General features: G+C 52.5%; 21 protein-coding genes and 2 tRNA genes. All 23 read left to right on the forward strand.

Going from position 1 to position 20,408, the window contains the following annotated elements; genetic code table 11:
* Nucleotides 1-85 precede the first annotated feature (85 nt).
* Entirely contained in the window at nt 86-1,564 is a 1,479-nt protein-coding gene (yabN, locus tag B0W44_RS00310) for a bifunctional methyltransferase/pyrophosphohydrolase YabN (protein WP_077718285.1), read from the forward strand.
* Between the two features lie 80 nt (nt 1,565-1,644).
* Complete coding sequence (locus B0W44_RS00315) at nt 1,645-1,917, forward strand: HU family DNA-binding protein (protein WP_077718286.1); 273 nt, start codon at nt 1,645-1,647, stop codon at nt 1,915-1,917.
* Nucleotides 1,917-2,183 (forward strand): RNA-binding S4 domain-containing protein, encoded by a 267-nt coding sequence (locus B0W44_RS00320; RefSeq protein ID WP_077718287.1) that lies wholly within the window; start codon nt 1,917-1,919, stop codon nt 2,181-2,183. Before B0W44_RS00315 ends, B0W44_RS00320 begins: the two co-directional genes overlap by 1 nt.
* 96 nt (nt 2,184-2,279) lie before the next feature.
* Nucleotides 2,280-2,567: a sporulation protein YabP gene (gene yabP / locus B0W44_RS00325; RefSeq protein WP_077718288.1), complete on the forward strand. Its 288-nt coding sequence runs from the start codon at nt 2,280-2,282 to the stop codon at nt 2,565-2,567.
* Entirely contained in the window at nt 2,564-3,157 is a 594-nt protein-coding gene (gene yabQ / locus B0W44_RS00330; protein WP_077718289.1) for a spore cortex biosynthesis protein YabQ, read from the forward strand. Before yabP ends, yabQ begins: the two co-directional genes overlap by 4 nt.
* 8 nt (nt 3,158-3,165) lie before the next feature.
* A complete protein-coding gene (locus B0W44_RS17935) occupies nt 3,166-3,489 on the forward strand; it encodes an FtsB family cell division protein (RefSeq protein ID WP_169835348.1) in 324 nt (107 codons plus the stop codon).
* 130 nt (nt 3,490-3,619) lie between these two features.
* Nucleotides 3,620-4,006: a S1 domain-containing RNA-binding protein gene (locus tag B0W44_RS00340; RefSeq protein ID WP_077718291.1), complete on the forward strand. Its 387-nt coding sequence runs from the start codon at nt 3,620-3,622 to the stop codon at nt 4,004-4,006.
* 110 nt (nt 4,007-4,116) lie between these two features.
* Nucleotides 4,117-4,193, forward strand: a tRNA-Met gene (locus B0W44_RS00345).
* 29 nt (nt 4,194-4,222) lie between these two features.
* Nucleotides 4,223-4,299 (forward strand) — tRNA-Met (locus tag B0W44_RS00350).
* 154 nt (nt 4,300-4,453) lie between these two features.
* A complete protein-coding gene (locus B0W44_RS00355) occupies nt 4,454-4,933 on the forward strand; it encodes a ribonuclease FAU-1 family protein (RefSeq protein ID WP_169835349.1) in 480 nt (159 codons plus the stop codon).
* Between the two features lie 228 nt (nt 4,934-5,161).
* Entirely contained in the window at nt 5,162-7,639 is a 2,478-nt protein-coding gene (gene spoIIE, locus B0W44_RS00360; RefSeq protein WP_169835350.1) for a stage II sporulation protein E, read from the forward strand.
* Between the two features lie 928 nt (nt 7,640-8,567).
* Complete coding sequence (gene tilS, locus B0W44_RS00365; protein WP_077718294.1) at nt 8,568-9,998, forward strand: tRNA lysidine(34) synthetase TilS; 1,431 nt, start codon at nt 8,568-8,570, stop codon at nt 9,996-9,998.
* 61 nt (nt 9,999-10,059) lie between these two features.
* On the forward strand, nt 10,060-10,599 hold the full coding sequence (gene hpt / locus B0W44_RS00370; RefSeq protein WP_077718295.1) for a hypoxanthine phosphoribosyltransferase: 540 nt from the start codon (nt 10,060-10,062) through the stop codon (nt 10,597-10,599).
* A 65-nt stretch (nt 10,600-10,664) separates the two neighbouring features.
* Entirely contained in the window at nt 10,665-12,644 is a 1,980-nt protein-coding gene (gene ftsH / locus B0W44_RS00375; protein ID WP_077718296.1) for an ATP-dependent zinc metalloprotease FtsH, read from the forward strand.
* Nucleotides 12,645-12,842: 198 nt separating this feature from the next.
* Nucleotides 12,843-13,613 carry a type III pantothenate kinase gene (locus tag B0W44_RS00380; RefSeq protein WP_077718297.1) on the forward strand — a complete coding sequence of 257 codons (771 nt, stop codon included), beginning with the start codon at nt 12,843-12,845 and terminating at the stop codon, nt 13,611-13,613.
* A 13-nt stretch (nt 13,614-13,626) separates the two neighbouring features.
* The gene (gene hslO, locus B0W44_RS00385) at nt 13,627-14,490 is read left to right on the forward strand and encodes an Hsp33 family molecular chaperone HslO (protein WP_077718298.1); all 864 of its coding nucleotides are present in this window, start codon (nt 13,627-13,629) and stop codon (nt 14,488-14,490) included.
* Nucleotides 14,491-14,595: 105 nt separating this feature from the next.
* Nucleotides 14,596-15,525, forward strand: a complete 930-nt coding sequence (gene cysK / locus B0W44_RS00390) for a cysteine synthase A (RefSeq protein ID WP_077718299.1) — start codon at nt 14,596-14,598, stop codon at nt 15,523-15,525.
* Between the two features lie 124 nt (nt 15,526-15,649).
* Entirely contained in the window at nt 15,650-16,222 is a 573-nt protein-coding gene (locus B0W44_RS00395) for an anthranilate synthase component II (RefSeq protein WP_077718300.1), read from the forward strand.
* 392 nt (nt 16,223-16,614) lie between these two features.
* The gene (gene folP, locus B0W44_RS00400) at nt 16,615-17,511 is read left to right on the forward strand and encodes a dihydropteroate synthase (protein WP_418304081.1); all 897 of its coding nucleotides are present in this window, start codon (nt 16,615-16,617) and stop codon (nt 17,509-17,511) included.
* Nucleotides 17,512-17,527: 16 nt separating this feature from the next.
* A complete protein-coding gene (gene folB / locus B0W44_RS00405; protein WP_077718301.1) occupies nt 17,528-17,899 on the forward strand; it encodes a dihydroneopterin aldolase in 372 nt (123 codons plus the stop codon).
* A complete protein-coding gene (gene folK / locus B0W44_RS00410) occupies nt 17,892-18,419 on the forward strand; it encodes a 2-amino-4-hydroxy-6-hydroxymethyldihydropteridine diphosphokinase (protein WP_077718302.1) in 528 nt (175 codons plus the stop codon). The genes folB and folK overlap by 8 nt, the downstream gene beginning before the upstream one ends.
* Nucleotides 18,371-18,595 (forward strand): helix-turn-helix domain-containing protein, encoded by a 225-nt coding sequence (locus B0W44_RS00415; protein WP_077718303.1) that lies wholly within the window; start codon nt 18,371-18,373, stop codon nt 18,593-18,595. Before folK ends, B0W44_RS00415 begins: the two co-directional genes overlap by 49 nt.
* Nucleotides 18,596-18,637: 42 nt before the next feature.
* Nucleotides 18,638-20,143 (forward strand): lysine--tRNA ligase, encoded by a 1,506-nt coding sequence (gene lysS / locus B0W44_RS00420; RefSeq protein ID WP_077718304.1) that lies wholly within the window; start codon nt 18,638-18,640, stop codon nt 20,141-20,143.
* Nucleotides 20,144-20,408 lie beyond the last annotated feature (265 nt).

The following is a 20,408-nucleotide window of genomic DNA, read 5'->3' on the forward strand; positions in this document are numbered from 1 at the left end:
CCGCCGCCCTTGCTCCAATGCAGCGAGCCAGCGGGCGATACCGCCTTAAAGCTGTGTATTAGAAGATACGTGAGGAGGGGAAAAGATGTCGTCTAACGGTCGCATTACCGTTGTCGGCCTCGGTAGCGGTGACGAAGCCGACTTGACGTTAGGGGTTGTCTCTACCCTGCAGGAAGCGGAACAGCTCTTTTTGCGGACAGAGAACCATCCGGTCGTGCCTTGGCTAAAGCAGCAAGGCCTGGCGTATGAAGCGTTTGACGATGTCTACGAGCGGTACGGCCGCTTTGAGCCAGTTTATGAAGACGTCACAGAGCGGTTGATTCGTGCGGCGGGAGGTAGACACATCGTATACGCTGTTCCCGGTCATCCGATGGTGGCAGAAAAGACGACAGAGATGCTGCTGCAAAAAGGCAGAACGAGGGGGGTCGACGTAGAGATCAAAGGCGGTCACAGTTTCCTGGACACGGTGTTTGCGAGGTTGCAAATTGATCCGATCGACGGGTTCATGCTGTTAAACGCCCTCGATTTTACTCCCGACCAATGCAACCCGCGCATGACGACTGTCATTGCCCAAGTGTACGACCAGTTGACGGCATCCGATGTCAAATTGACATTAATGGAACGGTATCCCGACGATGTTGACGTGATCGTGGCCCACTCACTCGGCGTGGACGGCGAGGAGTCCGTCCGCACCGTCCCCCTCTACGAACTCGATCACCGTTTCCCAGTCAGTTCCCTCAGCGTCGTCGTCGTTCCCCCTGTTCCGGAAGACGTGATGCTGACCCGTGACTTTTCGGAATTTGTGAACATCGTGGCGACGTTGCGCAGCCCGAACGGTTGTCCGTGGGACCGGAAACAGACCCATGAAAGCTTGCGCAAATACTTAGTGGAAGAGACGGCTGAATTCATTGAGGCGGTCAACAAAAAAGACCCGGAGCACATGTGTGATGAACTGGGGGACATCCTCCTCCAAATCGGGTTGCACGCCCAAATTGCCGCCGAAAACGAAACGTTTACCATTCGCGACGTCATACAGCGGATTAATGAAAAGCTCATCCGCCGCCACCCTCACGTATTCGGTGACGAAGAGGTGAAGGACGCGGCAGAAGTCTCCGAAAACTGGCGGAAGATAAAAGAAGTGGAAAAACGGGCGGAAGGAAAAAGGAATTCTAAATCGTTGGCAGACGGCATTCCTGCGACACTCCCCACTTTGTCTCGGGCGGTACAATTGCAACAACGGGCAGCCGAGCACGGATTCGACTGGACCGAAGTAGGACCCGTTGTGGACAAAGTCCGGGAAGAACTGACGGAATGCCTGGAAGCCAGTGGAGACGACGTGGAGAAAGAGCTCGGCGATCTGCTGTTTGCCGTGGTCAATTTAGCCCGCTTTTTGAACGTCGACCCGGAACAGGCCCTCAGGCGGGCTGAAAGCAAATTTACCGTGCGATTTGATCAAATGAAACAGAAGGCCGAACGGGAAGGACTCCTTTTCCATCATTTAACTCTAGAGCAGATGGAGGCATTGTGGCAGTCAGTTAAACAGAGCGAAGCGGTCGGACGCTGATTTTTTCAGGCGTTTAAGCAGGAATTACGCGACAAAGCACGAAGTAGTTATAAAGAATAACATAAGGAAGGTGTTAGAGTATGACTAAGCAGGAACTTATCCAAAAAATCGCGGCCAAGAGCGGCCTCACCAAAAAAGACGCCGAAAGTGTTCTGAATACGGTATTGGATGAGATTTCTCAAGCTTTAAAGTCCGGGGAAAAAGTACAGCTAATCGGTTTCGGCACGTTTGAAACGCGCAAGCGGTCCGGCAGAGTCGGGCGCAACCCGCAAACTGGGGAATCCATCGAAATTCCGGAAACGACAGTCCCCGCATTCCGCGCCGGGAGCAAACTTAAAGAAGCGGTGAAGTAGTGCGACTCGATAAATTTCTAAAAGTTTCCCGCCTGATTAAGCGCCGCACGCTGGCAAAAGAAGTGTGCGCCCAGGGGAGGGTCACCCGAAACGGAACGGTGGCCAAAGCGAGTACGTCAGTGGCTCCGGGGGATGAGCTGTCCATCCGCCTCGGACAGAAACGGATAACCGTTCGGGTGGAAAAGGTAAACGACACACCTCGCAAAGGGGAAGCAGCTGAACTGTACACACTGCTTTCGGAAGAGCGAATCGACGCTGACGTTTGAAAGCGAAAGAACTACCGCGGGCGGTAGTTCTTTCGCGCTTCGGCAGTTCTAATCCCGCATGGTCGTCATATCATGTACCAAAAGGAGGTACATGCTATGGTCGACGATCAATACCACGCGCAGCACGAGATTGTCATGGTGAACCGTCACACGTTAGACGTGAGCGGAGTCATCCATGTCGAAAGTTTCGACAGCGAGGAGTTTTTGCTCAATACCGAATGCGGCTATTTGGCCATTCGCGGCCGTGATTTACACATCAAAACGCTGAATTTGGAACAGGGTAAAGTCGCCATCGAAGGATCGCTCTTCGATGTCGGTTATTTGGACGAAGGGACACACACAGTGGAGAAGGCTAAAGGTTTCTTTAGCAGGTTGTTTCGGTGACGTTGCAAACCCAGTGGGTCGCTTTCGCCACGATGCTCGCGTCTGGAATCCTGCTCGGCGTTTTCCTCGACTTATACCGAGTGTTAAAAGGCCGGTGGCACCTAACCGGGTGGGTTGTGGCGTTAGTGGACCTGTGTTACTGGATACTAGCTGCAGGGTGGGTGTTCAGTGTACTGCTTTGGAGCACCTGGGGTGAGCTGAGGTTTTACATGCTGTTGATCCTCTTTGCCGGTATAGGGTTATACTATTGGTGGTTCAGCCGCCCGACAATCAAGGTGCTGTTAATTGCGATTGGCGTCGTACAAGCTCTCATTCACTTTTTCATTCAACTGTTGCGCACGTTTGTCTGGACTCCCCTCCAATACGGGTGGCGGTTGTGCCAGAAATTGGTTTTGTTAATGCTTCGGCTCTTATGGGCTGTTTTACGTACGGTCGCTTGGTTGTTGCAGCCGGTTTGGCGGCCGGTCCGCTCCGTTTTGGAGCCTCTATACTTGCCGCTCGTACATTTCGTGTTAAAAGTTTACCGATGGCTAGCAGGGATTTTGCGAAAGGTGAAGAAAGTACTACAGAAGTTGTTTCATCCGGAGTGAATGGCAATATGGAGAAAAGGTACCACAATCACAACCGTTATAGAGCAAAACAGGAGCCAGGTGCAAAGCGGCGCTTGACGATATGGCTTGCGGTTTGCGTCTTATTTTTCACGTGGGCGGCTGTTCAGTCGTTCCATCAACAGGGCAAAATTGCAGATAAACAGGCTGAGCTGGAGCGGGTGGAACAACAGTTGAAGGACGCCCAACGGAAAGAGAGAGAGCTTGAAACCCGCATTGAACTGCTTCACGACCCGGATTACGTGTCAGAATTGGCTCGCAAAGAATACTATATGACCAAAGAAGGGGAAATTATTATCGTGGACCCGCGCTGAGCAGTCGGCCTTTATTGACAAGCTTTTTGACAATCGCGTATAATGGTGCATACAATAGGCAATGAATACGCTCTGGCGTGCAAAGGGGTTCGCGCTCAGCGGCAAATGTTTAAGGAGGACTTTTTGTTTCATGACAATTGATGTGGGCAGCAAATATGAAGGAAAGGTGACAGGGATCACCCATTTCGGAGCATTCGTTGAGCTGCCAGGTGGTCGAACAGGACTTGTTCACATTTCCGAGGTCGCCGATCAATACGTGAAAGACGTCAATGAGCACTTATCTGTTGGCGATACTGTGACGGTGAAAGTGTTGAACATCGATGACAGCGGTAAAATCGGTCTGTCCATTCGGAAAGCGGTCGACCGGCCACAAGGACAAAGCCGCCGCGGCGGCAGAACGGACCGCTCTTTCGAAGATAAGCTGAGCCGTTTTATGAAAGACAGCGAAGACCGCTTGACTTCGTTGAAACGTCACGCGGAAGGCAAGCGAGGTGGCCGTGGAGCGCGGCGAGGCTAATGGTGACAGAATGGAATGGGGACACGATGGACGTGTCCTTTTTGGATACTGGCTCTAAATGGCACTTGACATCAAGTGCCTGGCTGATTTATAATCGAGATTGTGACTGACGCGGGGTGGAGCAGTCAGGTAGCTCGTCGGGCTCATAACCCGGAGGTCGCAGGTTCAAATCCTGCCCCCGCAACCATCCTAACAGAGTGAACTGTCGTGTAAAATGGCGGTGTAGCTCAGCTGGCTAGAGCGTACGGTTCATACCCGTGAGGTCGGGAGTTCGATTCTCCCTGCCGCCACCACAACGAAAATAGGATCGGACAGGCTGTTCTGTCCGGCATAAAACGCGCCCTAGGGGCGCGTTTTTATCTGTGGATATTCCGACTGACGTCATGGAATAACTGCGAGGTTTGATCAGTACATTAAAAGTTAAAGATGGAGTTGGGAGGTGCGACGATGGATGTGACGATTAAGAAAATTAAGTATACGACATTGAATAAAACATACACAGAAAAAGTGCGCGACTGGCGGGGAAACAACTGTTTTGCCACCCAATATCCAAATCCGGACGGGAAACGTATTTTTTTAACATTCTACATGGTGGACAAAGGGTATACGCTCTCGAAAGTTTTTAATAAAGAAGGGGAATTTATGTACTACTACTGCGACATCATGAAGATGAAGCAAGTCGGAAAATGGCGCTACGTCATGGTCGATTTACTGTTGGATCTCATTGTCTACGCCGACGGCAGTTATGACGTACTCGACATTGACGAGTTCGCCAATGCGATTGACAAAGGTGAATTAAAGCGAAACCGACAAGTGTACGCATTGCGAATATTGCACGAAATGATTCAACTGCAGAGGAAACGTCGCCTAATTCCGCCTTTTATCCACAAAGCGGAAATGTACGACACTACAATTGACGGATATTGATGAAGGCGTGTGGGGGGACTCGACAGAGACGGCGTAAGAGTATATCGATTCGACGATAAATTTAGTTTGCGAATAACCGAAATGTGGAGACTTGCTAAACAGAATGTGTGAAAGCTTGGGGTAAAAAATTGTCGGAAAGTTTTTGTGCACATTCAGTTTTTTTGACAAACTTCCTTACGGTACCACGGTATAATGGGAACCACTCACGAATTTAAAGGAGTGGACAAGATGAAAATCATCCCGTTACGTCAAAGTTTACACGAGCGATGGAGGCAGTTGGACTCACAGCTGTCCGTGAGGCGAACGTTCCGGCAGCTTCAGAACCTCGTCGTGGGGAGGTGGAATATTCTGCTGCTGTTGATGGGGTTTTTGCTGGGACGAGCTGTCTTGCTGGAGCAAGTGTCTCCGTTTGCGCTGCCTTTTTTGGCCGTCGTCTATCACTTAAAGCGAGATCGATGGGCAGCCGTCGCCGTTGCACTTCTAATCGGTCAGAGCACGACGCCCAACGGACAAGCTGTCTGGATGTTGGCGACCTTTCTCTTGTACATTGTATTGCAGAAAGGAGCGGATCGGTGGCTTAAACGTGATCTGAACTACACCCCCCTCATTGTGTTGACCACACTGCTCCTGACGCAAGGAATCCGTTTGGGAGCAGGGGGTTGGTCGCTGTACGGCGGCATGTTGGCCCTGATTGAAATGGTGCTCAGCGTATTGCTCACCTTCATATTCGTCCAGTCACTTCCTGTCTTTACAAGCCGCAAGCGGCGCAATGTCTCTCTCAAAGGGGAAGAATTAGTCTGTCTGGCCATTCTGCTGGCGTCGGTCATGACAGGAATGGTTGGATGGACGTACGGTGACATGTCGGTTGAGCACATTTTTTCCCGCTATGTTATTTTACTGTTTGCGCTGGTTGGGGGCGGGATGCTCGGAACGACCGTGGGGGTTGTAACCGGGATGATCCTCAGCCTGTCGAATCAGCAGGCAGTGTTGGAAATCAGTTTGCTCGCCTTTTCCGGACTGCTGGCAGGACTATTTCGAGAGGGGAAAAAATGGGGTGTTGCGACGGGATTCTTGATCGGAACGTCGATTCTCGCCCTCTACACCAGTCCTTCCGTCGGCCTGTGGACGTCACTGCAGGAATCGCTTGCGGCCGTTCTATTGTTACTGCTCACCCCTGCAGCGCTGACGACAGCCCTCGCCCGGTTTGTTCCAGGAACGAACGAAAATGAGCGCAGTCAGCAGGAGTATTCCCGGCGTGTCCGAGACATGACAGCGAAAAAAGTAGAGCAGTTTTCTCATGTGTTTTCTCAATTGTCCCGCAGTTTTTCTTCGCATTTTCAGCACCCGGAACAAGAGGAGGAGTACTTGCAGCGCTTTGTCACGGAACTGTCGGATTCGGTGTGTGCGGGCTGCCGAAAATATGAGGAGTGTTGGGGGACAAAGTTTTACCAGACGTACAACGGAATAACGGATTTGGTGGCTTTAGTGGAACTTGCCGACAACAAAGGAAAAATACAAACTCCCCGCTCGTGGAAGGACCACTGTGTCAAAAGTAAAGACATGGTGGCGCTCATTCGCGACAAGTATGAGACGTATCAGCGCGACTTAGCCTGGCAAGAGCGCCTCAGAGAGACGCAACAGATCGTCTCAGAACAGCTATCCGGCATGTCAAAAGTGATGATGGATTGGGCTTTCGACATCCGCCGGGAAACCCAAGTGTTAACGACGCAAGAAGAACAAATTCAACAGGCGTTGGAAGATCTCGGATTGTCAATTCACCGTGTAGACGTGATGAGTCTCGAGGAAGGGAATGTCGAAATAGAAGTGACGTTACCCCACGACGACGACTTGGAAAGCTGCCGCAAAATCATCGCCCCGCTCTTGACAGACATCGTCGGCGAGCACATAACCGTTTACGAGAAAGAAGGGCCGTTGAGTGAAAACGGCGGATTGACGACTATTACATTCGGTTCAGCTCAAAATTACGAAGTGAAGGCAGGGGTGGCCAAAGCTGCCAAAGGCGGGCGATGGTTGTCAGGAGACAGTTACAGTTACACGAATCTGGGAACGGGCAAGTACGCCGTTGCCATCAGTGACGGTATGGGAAATGGACCCCGGGCACAAGAAGAGAGTCAGGCGGCGTTAAAAATGTTGGAGCAGTTGTTGCTGGCGGGGATGGAAGAACTGACGGCGGTCAAGACGGTGAATGCCATTCTCGGCATGCGGAAGACCGATGAAGTGTACGCAACCGTCGACTTGGCGTTAGTCGACCTCGACACTGCGCGGACGACCTTTTTGAAAATAGGGTCGACTCCCAGCTTTATTAAACGTGGAAACGATGTGATCCCCGTGACAGCAAGCAATTTGCCCATCGGCATTTTGGAAGATATTGACGTCGACACTGTGACCGAACGCCTGATGCCAGGCGATATGTTAATCATGATGACAGATGGCGTGTTTGATGCGCCACGGCAGGCCGCAAATAAAGAAGCGTGGATGAAGCGGGCGATACACGAAATTCGCATACGGGATCCGCAAGCGTTCGCCGACCTTCTGTTAGAAAAAGTTGTCCGCGAACGGGGGGGTCACATTGATGACGACATGACTGTTGTCGTGACGAAAGTCGACCACTCCATTCCTAACTGGGCGACCATATCCATTCCTGGCATGCCACGGATCAGACGAAAGGAGGCGCTTTCAAATTGAGGGTGGACTAATCCCGCCGACAGTACCAGTCAAAAGAAAAAATCGAATGACCGACGTCATTCCAGTAAAGTGACCGTGTGAGGTCACTGTCCTGGCGCGACAGCACGTATTTCGAAATAGGAGTGTAGCGGAATGATTGGAGAAGTTAGATGGCAACGCTTTAAATTCGGACTGCGCATAAGGGAACCGTGTCGGACTCACGTCTTAGATACCGTCACTAAATGAACGCAGCGAGACGTGATATCACCTGGCCACAGTCCGCATCCCTGTCGCTCCGATATTGCGTCAGTTGGTTTGCGTGGCGGAGGCGGAGCGTTTGACACAATGGCGTGAGGCGAATGGTAAACGAGGGGCATAGTACCGACGGGCCTGGCTTATATCGCAGAGTGGGGTGGGAGGAGACGTACGATATCGTATCAGGGTGAGCGCATAGCGCTCTTCAAAAAGCTCTATTCCGCTTTATCAGGAGTATATGTAATGGCGTGGCGCCAAAATACCGGGGGGTGGAGTATGCCGTTATTTCCTCGGAAATAAAAATTGCCTAAATAGAACGAGTCAGGCTCAGGAGGGTTTTCCTGGGCCAAAGGTGTTTTACGAAAGAAGATGCAGTCATTGATGGGGAGCGTGTCGCTACATGTCTGAAATCAAACAACTCCTCTATATGATATAATTCGGAGGTAAAGATGCATTGTACGTATCTTTATCCTGTGGCGAGGCGTGTTACTCATTTAAGTGTCATTCGTAGTGGGAAAGGGACGTCTGAAGACAGGGAAACAGCTTCCTCAATAAGGGAAGAAAAACTCGAACGGGGGACTCATTTCAAGCCTTGAGCCCAGTCGGCATGAAGGATCTCGCGAGAGCTCGTGAATGCAGCACCTGCCAAAGGAGACGATAACGGATGACCGCGGCAGATGCAAGTTAAGCGAAGGTGATAGCCGTGATAGTCAAACAGATAGAAAAATCCGTCCGCGAATGTTCGCTGTTGGAACGAGGGGATCACATCATCGTCGGCTTTTCCGGCGGAGCTGATTCCCTGGCACTGTTAGACGGATTGCACCGTCTGTCCGATGAAGGTGGATGGGATTTAACGGCCGTTCACGTGCACCATCAGTTGCGGGGGAAAGAGGCGGATGAAGACGCGGCTTTTGCCGGGAGTTTTTGCCGCGAACGGGGTATTCCGTTTCATTTGCGCAAAGTCGACGTGCCCGGTCACATAGAGCGGTACGGCGGAAATGTGCAGGACGTGGCACGCGAGTTGCGGTATGAGGTTTTTCGGGAAGTGGCGAAGCAAGTCGGTGCGAACAAGCTGGCCCTCGGACACCATGCGGACGACCAGGCGGAAACGGTGTTGATGCGCTTTTTGAGGGGAACCGGTGCAGCTGGGTTGGCGGGCATTCCCGTGAAACGCGAATGGGATGGGCTCGTCGTCGTGCGGCCGCTGTGGCGGACATGGCGGCATGAAATTGAGGCGTACTGTCGCGCGCGGCAATTGACGCCACGATTTGACTCCAGTAACGTGTCGACCGATTATGTGCGGAACCGGGTCCGGTTAGAACTCATTCCCCAGTTAGAGGAGCAATACAACCCGCAGCTAAAGAGCGGACTGTTACAATTAAGTGAACAATTGGCCGCTGAGGAAGAAGTGTGGAAGAAGTGGACGGATGAAGCGTCGGAAAAAGTGTTGCTCAAGGGGAATGATGGAGAATGGGTGTTGTCGGTTCGCGAATTTCGCACGTTGTCCCTTGCTTTACAAAGGAGGGTGATTCAACTAATATTAAATTATCTTGCAATCCGTTCCTGGAAACATATTGAGAACGTTCGGCTTTTAGCGAATCACACTTCACCGTCGGCTCGCTGTTCACTTCCAGGAAACTGGGAAGCTGTACGAGATTACGACAAAATCAGGTTCAGTCGGACAAAACCCGCTCGTAAACCGCAAGGTTATGACGTCCAGCTCAATGTGCCCGGTTTGACGAAACTTGAACCGTGTGGCGCAAGTTTTGAAGCCATCGTGACGGACGAGGCGTTGGAAGCCGACAAATGGGGGATGCGATGGGCTGTTTTTGATGCGGCTAAAGTAACGGGAACGTTGCGCGTGCGAACGCGAAAGCGCGGAGACCGTATACATATCATCGGCATGGACGGACACAAGAAAGTCAAGGACCTGTTTATAGATGAAAAGATCTCCAGAAAAGAGCGGGACATGTGGCCCCTTGTCACGGACGAGGCCGACATTTTATGGATTCCTGGCTTGAGACGTTCGGCGAAAGCTCTGATCACGGACGATACCCGTCAGCGAATTTATCTGTTTTACCGCCAGGAGGCATCTGTACATAACCGTGATAGTCGCAACGTTTGAGGTCAGTCGTCATAGAGAACTATTACGCAGAAGAATGAACAGCACACGTAGGAGGCATAGTATGCATGACGATATCCAGGAAATTCTGTTTTCTGAGGAAGACATCGCACGAATCGTCCGGGATTTAGGCGAAAGGCTCAGTGAGGATTACCGGGGGTTAAACCCATTAGTCGTATGTGTGTTAAAAGGCGCAGCACCTTTTATGAGCGATTTAGTGCGGAGGATGGATATTGCGTTAGAGATGGACTACATGGCCGTCTCCAGTTACGGGGCATCGAGTCAATCGTCAGGTGTTGTACGGATTATGAAAGACTTGGACATTCCCGTCGAAGGACGCCACGTATTGATCGTTGAAGACATTATTGATACGGGTCTGACACTGCAGTACTTAATGGACATTTTGAAACGGCGCAATCCGGCTTCGTTAAAAGTTGTCACTCTCTTGGACAAACCGGAACGGCGGACGGAAGGTTTGGTTCCAGACTATTGTGGTGTGAGAGTACCGAACGAATTTGTTGTCGGATACGGGCTCGATTACGCTGAAAAATACCGGAACCTTCCGTACATCGGTGTACTGAAACGCGAAGTGTATAACGCGTAATCGTGTTGTGACACGTTACACGGTATGGTAAAATAATGGATGTTGTGTTCGAGAGGAGGTAACAGATGAATCGCTTCTTCCGGAGCGCCGGAGTCTATATAGTTATTCTTCTTGTCACCGTGGGGATTGTCAATTTCATTGCAAACCAGGGACAAGAAACGGACCAAATTCAGTACAACGAATACAAGGAGCTGCTCAATAACGGCGAACTTGTAGATATCACCATCAAGCCTGACGGCGGAACGTACTTAATCGAAGGAAAGTACGCTGGTCAGGAAGGTACGTTCCAAACGCGCGGGCCGCTTTACGACGGCACGGTTATCCCGGACCTGGAACAAGCGGGGGTTAATGTTACGTTTGAAAAAGAAGAAGGACCATCGATTTGGTTAACGTTCTTTACCTCCATTATTCCGTTTGCGCTCATTTTTATTTTAATCTTCTTCTTGCTCAATCAAGCACAGGGCGGCGGCGGCAAAGTCATGAACTTTGGCAAGAGCAAAGCCAAACTGTACAATGAGGAGAAGAAAAAAGTGACGTTTGACGACGTCGCCGGGGCAGACGAAGAAAAAGCGGAACTCGTAGAAGTTGTCGACTTCTTGAAAGACCCGCGAAAATTCTCTACTGTTGGCGCTCGTATTCCAAAAGGGGTGCTGCTTGTCGGTCCTCCCGGTACGGGTAAAACGTTGTTGGCACGGGCTGTAGCGGGAGAAGCAGGTGTGCCCTTTTTCAGTATTAGCGGCTCTGATTTCGTGGAAATGTTCGTCGGTGTCGGAGCTTCACGCGTACGGGATCTCTTTGAGAACGCGAAAAAGAATTCTCCCTGTATCATTTTCATTGATGAAATCGACGCCGTCGGCCGCCAACGCGGCGCCGGTTTGGGAGGAGGTCACGACGAACGGGAGCAGACGTTAAACCAGTTGCTCGTGGAGATGGACGGGTTTGGCGCAAACGAAGGCATCATAATTATGGCTGCTACGAACCGCCCGGACATTCTCGACCCGGCCCTTTTACGGCCTGGGCGGTTTGACCGACAAATTACGGTCGACCGTCCCGACGTCAAGGGAAGAGAAGCGGTGTTAAAAGTTCACGCACGAAACAAGCCCCTTGACGACAGTGTGGACCTGGGCGTGATTGCCCGTCGGACGCCGGGGTTCACAGGGGCTGATTTGGAAAACTTACTCAATGAAGCGGCACTTCTGGCTGCCCGTCGCAACAAGAAAAAAGTTTCAAAGGACGAAATCGATGAAGCCATCGACCGGGTGATCGCCGGGCCAGAAAAGAAAAGCCGTGTCATCAGCGACTACGAGAAAAAAATTGTCGCCTACCACGAGGCCGGTCACACAGTCGTCGGCTATCACTTAAAGCATGCAGACGAAGTGCATAAAGTGACCGTCGTCCCGCGTGGCAGTGCCGGAGGCTATACGGTCATGTTGCCGAAGGAAGATCGCTACTTCATGACCAAGACGGAACTGTTAGAGAAAGTGATCGGTTTGCTGGGCGGTCGTGTCGCAGAGGAGATTGTGTTAGGCGAAATAAGTACGGGGGCTCACAATGACTTTGAGCGGGCGACGAATATTGTTCGCAGAATGATTACCGAGTTCGGCATGAGTGATCGTTTAGGGCCGTTGCAGTTTGGCCGATCGCAAGGGCAAGTGTTTTTGGGGCGGGACATTGGGCACGAGCAGAACTACAGTGACGCCATTGCGTACGAGATAGACAAAGAAATGCAACAAATTATACAGGATTGTTACCAGCGGTGTACTGATCTGTTGACGAAATACCGGGACGACCTCGAAGCGATCGCCCAAACACTGCTCGTCAAAGAGACGCTGGACGCCTCCGAAATTAAACAAATTATCGAGACGGGAAAACTGGAAGAATCAGATGAAGGCGACGAAGTGAAAGTCCAAATTCAAGGTAAAAAGGAAGAAAGACCAGAAGCCGACGCTGATCAAGAGGATAGGGACGAAAGTGAATCGACAGGTGCAGGTGACCGAGAGCAGCGGGAGGATGGAGACAACGGCGAAGACGGAAAAAAAGAGTAACGGATGGAATGACCGGCACGTGATAGGATCGCGCCGGTTTTTCCGTATCACGCCTCACAGTGGGCGGTCGACTGACCACGCGACGTACTCCCGCTCCATGTCCTCAGCGAATTTCGCTTGCCTTTTCGGCTTGTTGCGCGTGTGGGACGATGTCGCAGCGCGTTTGAGATGGATTTCCTTGTTGAGCAGGTGGACGTCATGCTACTCGTGATGGATGTCGGGAATACGAACATAACGTTCGGCGTATACGAACGGCGCCGTTTAATCCACCATTGGCGTGTGCACACGAATCGCAGCGCGACCGAAGACGAATATGCCATCAGCATTAAAAACTACCTTCGGGAAGCGGGTGTACCCGTGAAGCAAATTGACGGCGTCTCCATTGCTTCAGTCGTGCCGCCGTTAAAGCATGTGATGGAGAAAATGTGCCGCAAACACTTCAACGTTACCCCGTTAGTGGTGGGTCCCGGTGTAAAGACGGGGCTAAACATCAAATACGAAAATCCCCGGGAAGTGGGGGCAGATCGCATCGTGAATGCCGTTGCAGCTGTTCAGTTGTACGGCGCTCCGGCCATTGTCGTCGACTTTGGCACAGCGGCGACGTTTTGCCTGATCGATGATCGCGAACATTATGTAGGCGGGGTCATTGCCCCCGGCATTCACGTATCCGTTGAAGCCCTTGTCAGCCGGGCGGCACAGTTGCCTCGTATTGAAATTGTAAAACCTGAACACATTTTAGGGAAAAATACGATAAACGCGATGCAATCCGGCGTGTACTACGGGTATGTCGGGCAAGTGGACGGCATTGTCTCCCGCTTACAGCGCGAAGTGGACGGGCGGGCTTACGTGGTGGCGACGGGCGGATTGGCGGAGTTGATCGGTGAAGAGGCGGAGACGATTGACACGATCGACCCTTTCCTCACTTTAGAGGGCCTCCACATCGTGTACGAACGAAATCGTTCGAAATGAAAGAGGTGCGGAAATGAAAGACTACGCCATACGGGCGACAGCTTACGAAGGTGAGGCGCGGGCGTTTGCCGCCCGCACTACCCATTTAGTCAACACGTTGCAACAGCGTCACCACAGTTGGCCTATTGCCAGCGCTGCTCTAGGACGGACTGTGACGGTCGGCGCGATGATGGGGATGATGTTAAAAAACGAGACGGATCATCTGACGATCCAGATTCGAGGTGACGGTCCCCTCGGGAGTCTGGTCGTCGACGCTAATCCGCGGGGAGAAGTGCGGGGTTATGTCCAAAATCCCCACGTCCACTTGTCAGCAAATGCCGAGGGCAAACTCAACGTAGGCGGCGGTATTGGGAAAGGCACGTTAAATGTCGTAAAAGATCTGGGCTTAAAAGAGCCGTATCGCGGCAGTGTGGAACTCGTCTCAGGGGAGTTGGCCGAAGATTTTGCCTACTACTTTACCGTCTCTGAGCAGACTCCGTCGGCAGTGGCGGCGGGAGTGCTCGTTCAGCCGGATAACAGCGTGTCACACGCCGGAGGGTTTATCGTCCAAATGCTCCCAGGGGCTCGGGATGAAACGATTGAGAGAGTGGAAACAGGCGTCCGTCAAGTCGGGTCCGTCACGGATCAGTTGTTAAAGGGTAAGAGTCCAGAAGACATACTGGAGATTGTACTCGGCGAGCCTGTCAACGTACAGGAAGAGCTGCTCCTATCATTTCGCTGTCGGTGTTCCCGCGAGCGGATTGAGAACATGCTGAAAGCGTTAGGGAGAGATGAGATTCGGTCGCTGCTTGAAGAACAGGGGGAAGCTCGCGTTCAGTGTCACTTTTGTAACGAAACGTACACGTTGTCCAGAGATGAACTGGAGGCCCTGCTGTAATCGCCCATTGCCGCGCCCTCTTTTATTGACAGGTGACCCGAACATTGCTACTATAAACTTACTTTATAAAACCTACCAATTTAATAGGAATAGGAGGATTCAGGTATGCGCGTGGCGGACAACATAACGGAGTTGATCGGGGAAACACCGCTGGTTAAAGTGAACAAACTCGTCGGTCAAAACGATGCGGAACTGTACTTAAAACTTGAATTTTTCAATCCCGGGAGCAGTGTGAAAGACCGGATTGCGGTGAGCATGATTGAAGAGGCGGAAAAGCAAGGCAAACTGAAACCGGGTGACACGATTTTAGAGCCGACTAGCGGGAATACCGGCATCGGTTTGGCGATGGTCGCCGCGGCCAAAGGTTACCGCGCTATTTTGGTGATGCCCGAGACGATGAGCATCGAGCGGCGCAACCTTCTAAGGGCTTACGGAGCAGAACTGGTGTTGACACCAGGCTCTGAAGGGATCGGGGGATCCATTCGCAAAGCGGAAGAAATTGCGGCTGAGCACCCGGAGTACTTTGTGCCGCAGCAGTTCAAAAACGAGGCGAACGTAAAAATACACCGAGAGACGACGGGGAAAGAGATTGTCAAGCAGACGGAAGGGAAGTTAGATGCCTTCGTCGCCGGCATCGGCACCGGAGGGACGATTACCGGAGCCGGAGAAGTGATAAAGAAAGAGATTCCCGGCGTAACGATCGTCGGCGTGGAACCGGCGGCTTCTCCCGTGCTGTCAGGAGGAAAGCCCGGTCCGCACAAAATTCAAGGGATCGGCACCGGCTTTGTTCCTGACATACTGGATACAGACATTTACGATCGCATTATCACAGTGGAAAATGAAGAAGCTTACCATTGGTCGCGGCGCATGGCGCGGGAAGAGGGCATTCTCGTCGGCATTTCTTCCGGCGCTTCCATAGCAGCTGGAGTGAAAGTGGCGAAAGAGCTGGGCAAAGGAAAGAAAGTACTCGCCGTCGTCCCTGACAACGGGGAGCGTTACTTGAGCACGCCACTGTTTCAGTTCGAGGACCATTAAGGAAGCTTGGTCAATACAGCAGGAGAAGGAGCACTGGAAAAGTGCTTCTTTTTATGTAGACCAATATAGTGTAAACTAAAGCATATGCGATGAGTTGAGCTGAGACGAGACGGAGGCGAGGCAGATGATTGCAGTCATTGACAATTACGATTCTTTCACGTACAACCTCGTGCAGTATGTGGGGGAATGCAGACGTAGAGTGCAAGTGTTTCGGAATGACGACATATCGGTGGCGCGCTTGACAGAGTTGGAGCCTGAGGCCGTCATTCTCTCTCCGGGACCTTGTACACCAGACGAAGCGGGCATCGGACTCGCGCTCGTGCGGGCGTTGGCCGGCAAAGTTCCGATACTCGGGGTCTGTTTAGGGCATCAGACGATTGCCCAGGCCTTTGGCGGTAAAATCGTCCGTTCGCCAAAATTGATGCACGGGAAGACGTCGCCCATTTACCACGACGGAAAAGGCATGTTTGAACGCATTCCATCTCCTTTCACCGCGACGCGCTACCATTCGCTGAGCGTGGAAAGAGAGACGCTTCCCGCGTGCTTTACTGTATCCGCTTGGACAGAAGAAGGCGAAATCATGGGGATTCGGCACAAGGAGTACCCGGTAGAAGGTGTACAGTTTCACCCGGAGTCGGTTATGACGGACGAGGGAAAGGCCATGTTAGCACGTTTTTTGGCCCGGGAAAAACGGTAGACGGTGCAACCGGAACCGTCCATCACTCTCAATTCGGCTTGATAGCCTTACAGACTTCCGACGTGGGAACAGGATGTGGAAAATTGGTGAGGTACAGCCATAGGTATGGGCAGCGACTAGGGGTGAACCGCGACATGAAACCGAAAGTGTACATGTTGAAGTGTGTTCCTTTAGAAGCCGGCGCAAACGAAGCACATGTGACGTTGTCACTGGCAGGATTTCCGGACACGGACGAGGACACGCTGTTTTTCGACGAAAGGTTGAGTGTGACTTGGCGGCAGACAGGGCGTTCCCGTGACCTCGTGATCTCCGGGCGAAAGTGCGTCATCGAAAACGCCGTCGACCGGTGGCCGGCCCCCCTCGCCCCCTGGCGCTCGTCGGTGAAGGCGGCATTGAATCGAGCGGAACGCCGTGGCCCGGACAAGCCGTTCAAGGTAGGGAAGTGGTCGTTGCCGTGGCACGAGCGGACACTCGTCATGGGGATCCTGAATGTGACGCCTGACTCTTTTTCAGACGGAGGACAATACGACTCCACCGATGCGGCCATCGAACACGCGCGACGGCTTGTTGAAGATGGGGCGGACATCATCGACGTAGGAGGAGAGTCGACCAGACCGGCGGGCGTGTACGGAGAAGGCGCCGCCTATGTGAGCGCCGAAGAAGAAAAAAGACGGGTCCTCCCGGTCATCTCCCGTTTGGCGGAGGAGATAGACGCCCCGATATCCATCGATACGTACAAAGCAGAGGTGGCGGAAGCGGCCATCAGAAGCGGGGCTCACATCGTCAACGACGTGTGGGGACTGAAGCGAGATCCGAAAATGGCGGAAGTCGTGGCCCGCTACAACGTGCCGGTCGTAGTCATGCACAACAGGGAACAGACAGACTACGCTGGGCCCGTCGTGCAGGAAGTCTTGGACGATTTGCTGGAAAGTGTGGACATTGCGCACGCCGCCGGAGTAGAGGACCATCACATTATTCTCGATCCTGGGATCGGGTTTGCTAAGACGTATGAGCACAATTTACACGTTATGCACCATCTGGAGCAGATCGCGTATTTGGGGTACCCTGTTTTGCTCGGAACATCGCGGAAATCTATCGTCGGTCAGACGTTAGGGCTGCCGGTGGATCAACGTGTGGAAGGAACAGGTGCCACCCTGGCTTACGGCATTGTGAAAGGCTGTCACATCGTACGCGTTCACGACGTGAAAGAGATGGTACGGGTGTGCCGGATGACAGACGTCCTCGTCAGATTTCCGAAAGGGGTATCACGGGACGCATCTCCTGTGTAAAAGGGGGACACGACACGTGGATAAAGTGTTTTTCCACGAAATGATGTTTTACGCTTACCACGGCGTTTATCCAGAAGAGAGCCGGCTGGGCCAGCGTTTTACGGTCGATTTAGAACTGGGACTGGATTTGCGCCCGGCAGCGGAAAGTGACGATTTGGCGAAGACGGTCAACTACCAGGCCGTGTACGAGACGGTCCGTTCAACTGTTGAGGGCAAACCGGTGAAATTGGTGGAAACATTGGCGGAACGGGTGATCGAGCAACTGTTTGCCAAGTTTCCGGTGGAGTACGCGTGGGTCCGCATCACGAAGCCGGACCCGCCAATCCCCGGACACTACCGGGCCGTGGGAGTGGAAATGCGCAGGGAGCGGAACAGGCGAGATGAGTGAGCGTGCGTATATCGCATTAGGTTCCAATGTAGGTGACAGGCTGTCTTATTTGCGCCGTGCCCTTAAAGCCCTCAAGGAGCATCCGGAGATTCGCCTGTCCGCCCTTTCTTCTGTGTACGAAACGAAACCGGTTGGATTGACAGAACAAGCTGATTTTCTCAACATGGTGGCGGCCGTTGACACGGCCCTTTCACCGCACGCGCTGCTGGACGTCACCCAGGGCATCGAACAGGCACTGCACCGGCGGCGGGAGATCCGGTGGGGTCCGCGTACGCTGGACATCGACATTCTGCTGTACGGGAATGTCACGATGGAGGAGGACAGGCTGACGATTCCTCATCCGCGCATGACGGAAAGGGCCTTCGTCCTCGTACCGCTCGCAGAGTTGGGTCCCGATGTGGACATACCTGGGACAGGGAGAACCGTTCAACAGCAAGTCGAGCATGTAAAGGGGAAAGAGGGGATTCAGCGTTGTCCGACGATATCATTGGCCGCAGAATTCGGGCTTACCGCAAGTTAAAGGGCTACACCCAGCAGGGTCTCGCCGAGGCCCTCGGTGTTTCCGTCGCCGTGATCGGTTCGGTTGAACGCGGAACGCGCATGCCGAAGAAACAGCTGTTGCAAGACATTGCGGACGTACTCAACATCGAGGTCGAAGAGTTGCTCCCGAGTGATCGGGACCTTGACGATGGGTGACCGTTTTTTGCACACTTGCCAAAAGGATCAAGGAGGAAACGTATGGATCAACAATCATCGACTTTCAATGAACTGCTGCAAGTGAGACGCGACAAATTACACCATTTGCAAGAGAGGGGAATCGACCCGTTCGGCAGCCGGTACGAACGGACGCACTTGGCAGCGGACATTCACGAAGCTCACGGAGACAAAAGCAAAGAGGAGTTGGAGCGTGAACAGCATCGGGTGAAGGTTGCCGGTCGGCTCATGTCTATACGGGGACACGGGAAAGCAGGGTTTGCCCATATCCAGGACGTGTCCGGCCGCATCCAAATCTACGTGCGACAGGATACCGTCGGCGATGACGTTTACGACTTGTTTAAGACTCTCGACATCGGTGATTGGATCGGAGTAGAGGGGGACGTCTTTAAGACGAACCGCGGCGAGACGACAGTGAAGGCAGAGGTTCTCACGCTGCTGTCTAAATCGTTGCGCCCGCTGCCGGAGAAGTTCCACGGACTGCAAGACATCGAACAGCGGTACCGGAAGCGGTATTTGGATCTCATCGTGAACCCGGAAGTTCGAGAAACGTTTGTCACCCGGAGCAAGATCATTCAAGCGATTCGCCGTTACTTGGACGAGCAAGGCTTTCTCGAAGTGGAAACGCCGACGATGCACGCCATTGCCGGTGGTGCCGCTGCCCGGCCGTTCGTCACCCACCACAACGCTTTGGACATGCCGCTGTACATGCGCATCGCCATTGAGTTGCACTTGAAGCGCCTAATCGTCGGCGGGATGGAGAAAGTGTATGAAATCGGTCGCGTCTACCGCAATGAAGGAATTTCCACGCGGCACAACCCGGAATTTACGATGCTTGAACTGTACGAAGCGTACGCGGACTTCCGCGATATTATGGATCTGACAGAACACATTGTCACATTTGTGGCAGAGACCGTGTTGGGAACCCGTCAGCTGGAGTATCAAGGGCACGACGTCGATCTGTCTTCGCCGTGGCGGCGGCGCTCAATGGTCGATCTGATTCAAGAGCACGTCGGCGTCGATTTTTCCCAAGAGATGACAGATGAACAGGCACGTCGATTGGCGGAAGAGCACGGGGTTGACGTCAAACCGGAGATGACTTTTGGCCACATCGTCAACGAGTTTTTTGAACAGCGGGTTGAAGATAAACTGATCCAGCCGACATTCGTCTACGGACATCCTGTGGCCGTTTCGCCCCTGGCCAAGAAAAATGCCGACGATCCGCGCTTTACGGACAGATTCGAGCTGTTTATCGTCGGCCGTGAGCACGCCAACGCCTTTACAGAGCTAAACGACCCCATCGACCAGCGGCAGCGGTTTGAAGCGCAATTGAAGGAACGGGAAGCCGGTAACGAGGAAGCGCACATGATGGACGAAGACTTCCTCGAAGCGTTGGAGTACGGCATGCCGCCCACCGGCGGCCTCGGCATCGGCATCGACCGCTTAGTGATGCTGTTCACTGACGCCCCTTCCATCCGCGACGTGTTGCTGTTCCCGCTCATGCGGGACAGGGATGGAGGGAACCTGTAGCCCTTGGACGATTTTGTAACAGTTCAAGTGCTGGACGGAGAAAAGACTATACGAAAAAGCATGGAAGAACGGTTCTTTAGTCGAGAATCGTTCTTTTTTGTGTCTGTATGACTTTAGCGGTAAAGTTTTTGAGGACAAAGTCTCATTTATCGACCTCCAGAACATAGCTCCAAAAGACTATTGACCGGAATGATACAAACTGAACCGCGGATTTAAAGACAAAAAAGTTATGTAGGTTGAATGGTCTACTTCTTTTTAGGGATGC

It is taken from the genome of Novibacillus thermophilus, from assembly GCF_002005165.1.
Lineage (GTDB): Bacteria > Bacillota > Bacilli > Thermoactinomycetales > Novibacillaceae > Novibacillus > Novibacillus thermophilus.

Coding starts and splice junctions, on each gene's coding strand:
- hslO (WP_077718298.1), top strand. CDS start 13,627: ATGAAAGACTACGCCATACGGGCGACAGCTTACGAAGGTGAGGCGCGG.
- B0W44_RS00395 (WP_077718300.1), top strand. CDS start 15,650: ATGATTGCAGTCATTGACAATTACGATTCTTTCACGTACAACCTCGTG.
- hpt (WP_077718295.1), top strand. CDS start 10,060: ATGCATGACGATATCCAGGAAATTCTGTTTTCTGAGGAAGACATCGCA.
- B0W44_RS00315 (WP_077718286.1), top strand. CDS start 1,645: ATGACTAAGCAGGAACTTATCCAAAAAATCGCGGCCAAGAGCGGCCTC.
- lysS (WP_077718304.1), top strand. CDS start 18,638: ATGGATCAACAATCATCGACTTTCAATGAACTGCTGCAAGTGAGACGC.
- B0W44_RS00380 (WP_077718297.1), top strand. CDS start 12,843: ATGCTACTCGTGATGGATGTCGGGAATACGAACATAACGTTCGGCGTA.
- ftsH (WP_077718296.1), top strand. CDS start 10,665: ATGAATCGCTTCTTCCGGAGCGCCGGAGTCTATATAGTTATTCTTCTT.
- spoIIE (WP_169835350.1), top strand. CDS start 5,162: ATGAAAATCATCCCGTTACGTCAAAGTTTACACGAGCGATGGAGGCAG.
- yabP (WP_077718288.1), top strand. CDS start 2,280: ATGGTCGACGATCAATACCACGCGCAGCACGAGATTGTCATGGTGAAC.
- cysK (WP_077718299.1), top strand. CDS start 14,596: ATGCGCGTGGCGGACAACATAACGGAGTTGATCGGGGAAACACCGCTG.
- folK (WP_077718302.1), top strand. CDS start 17,892: ATGAGTGAGCGTGCGTATATCGCATTAGGTTCCAATGTAGGTGACAGG.
- yabN (WP_077718285.1), top strand. CDS start 86: ATGTCGTCTAACGGTCGCATTACCGTTGTCGGCCTCGGTAGCGGTGAC.
- B0W44_RS00340 (WP_077718291.1), top strand. CDS start 3,620: ATGACAATTGATGTGGGCAGCAAATATGAAGGAAAGGTGACAGGGATC.
- B0W44_RS00355 (WP_169835349.1), top strand. CDS start 4,454: ATGGATGTGACGATTAAGAAAATTAAGTATACGACATTGAATAAAACA.
- B0W44_RS17935 (WP_169835348.1), top strand. CDS start 3,166: ATGGAGAAAAGGTACCACAATCACAACCGTTATAGAGCAAAACAGGAG.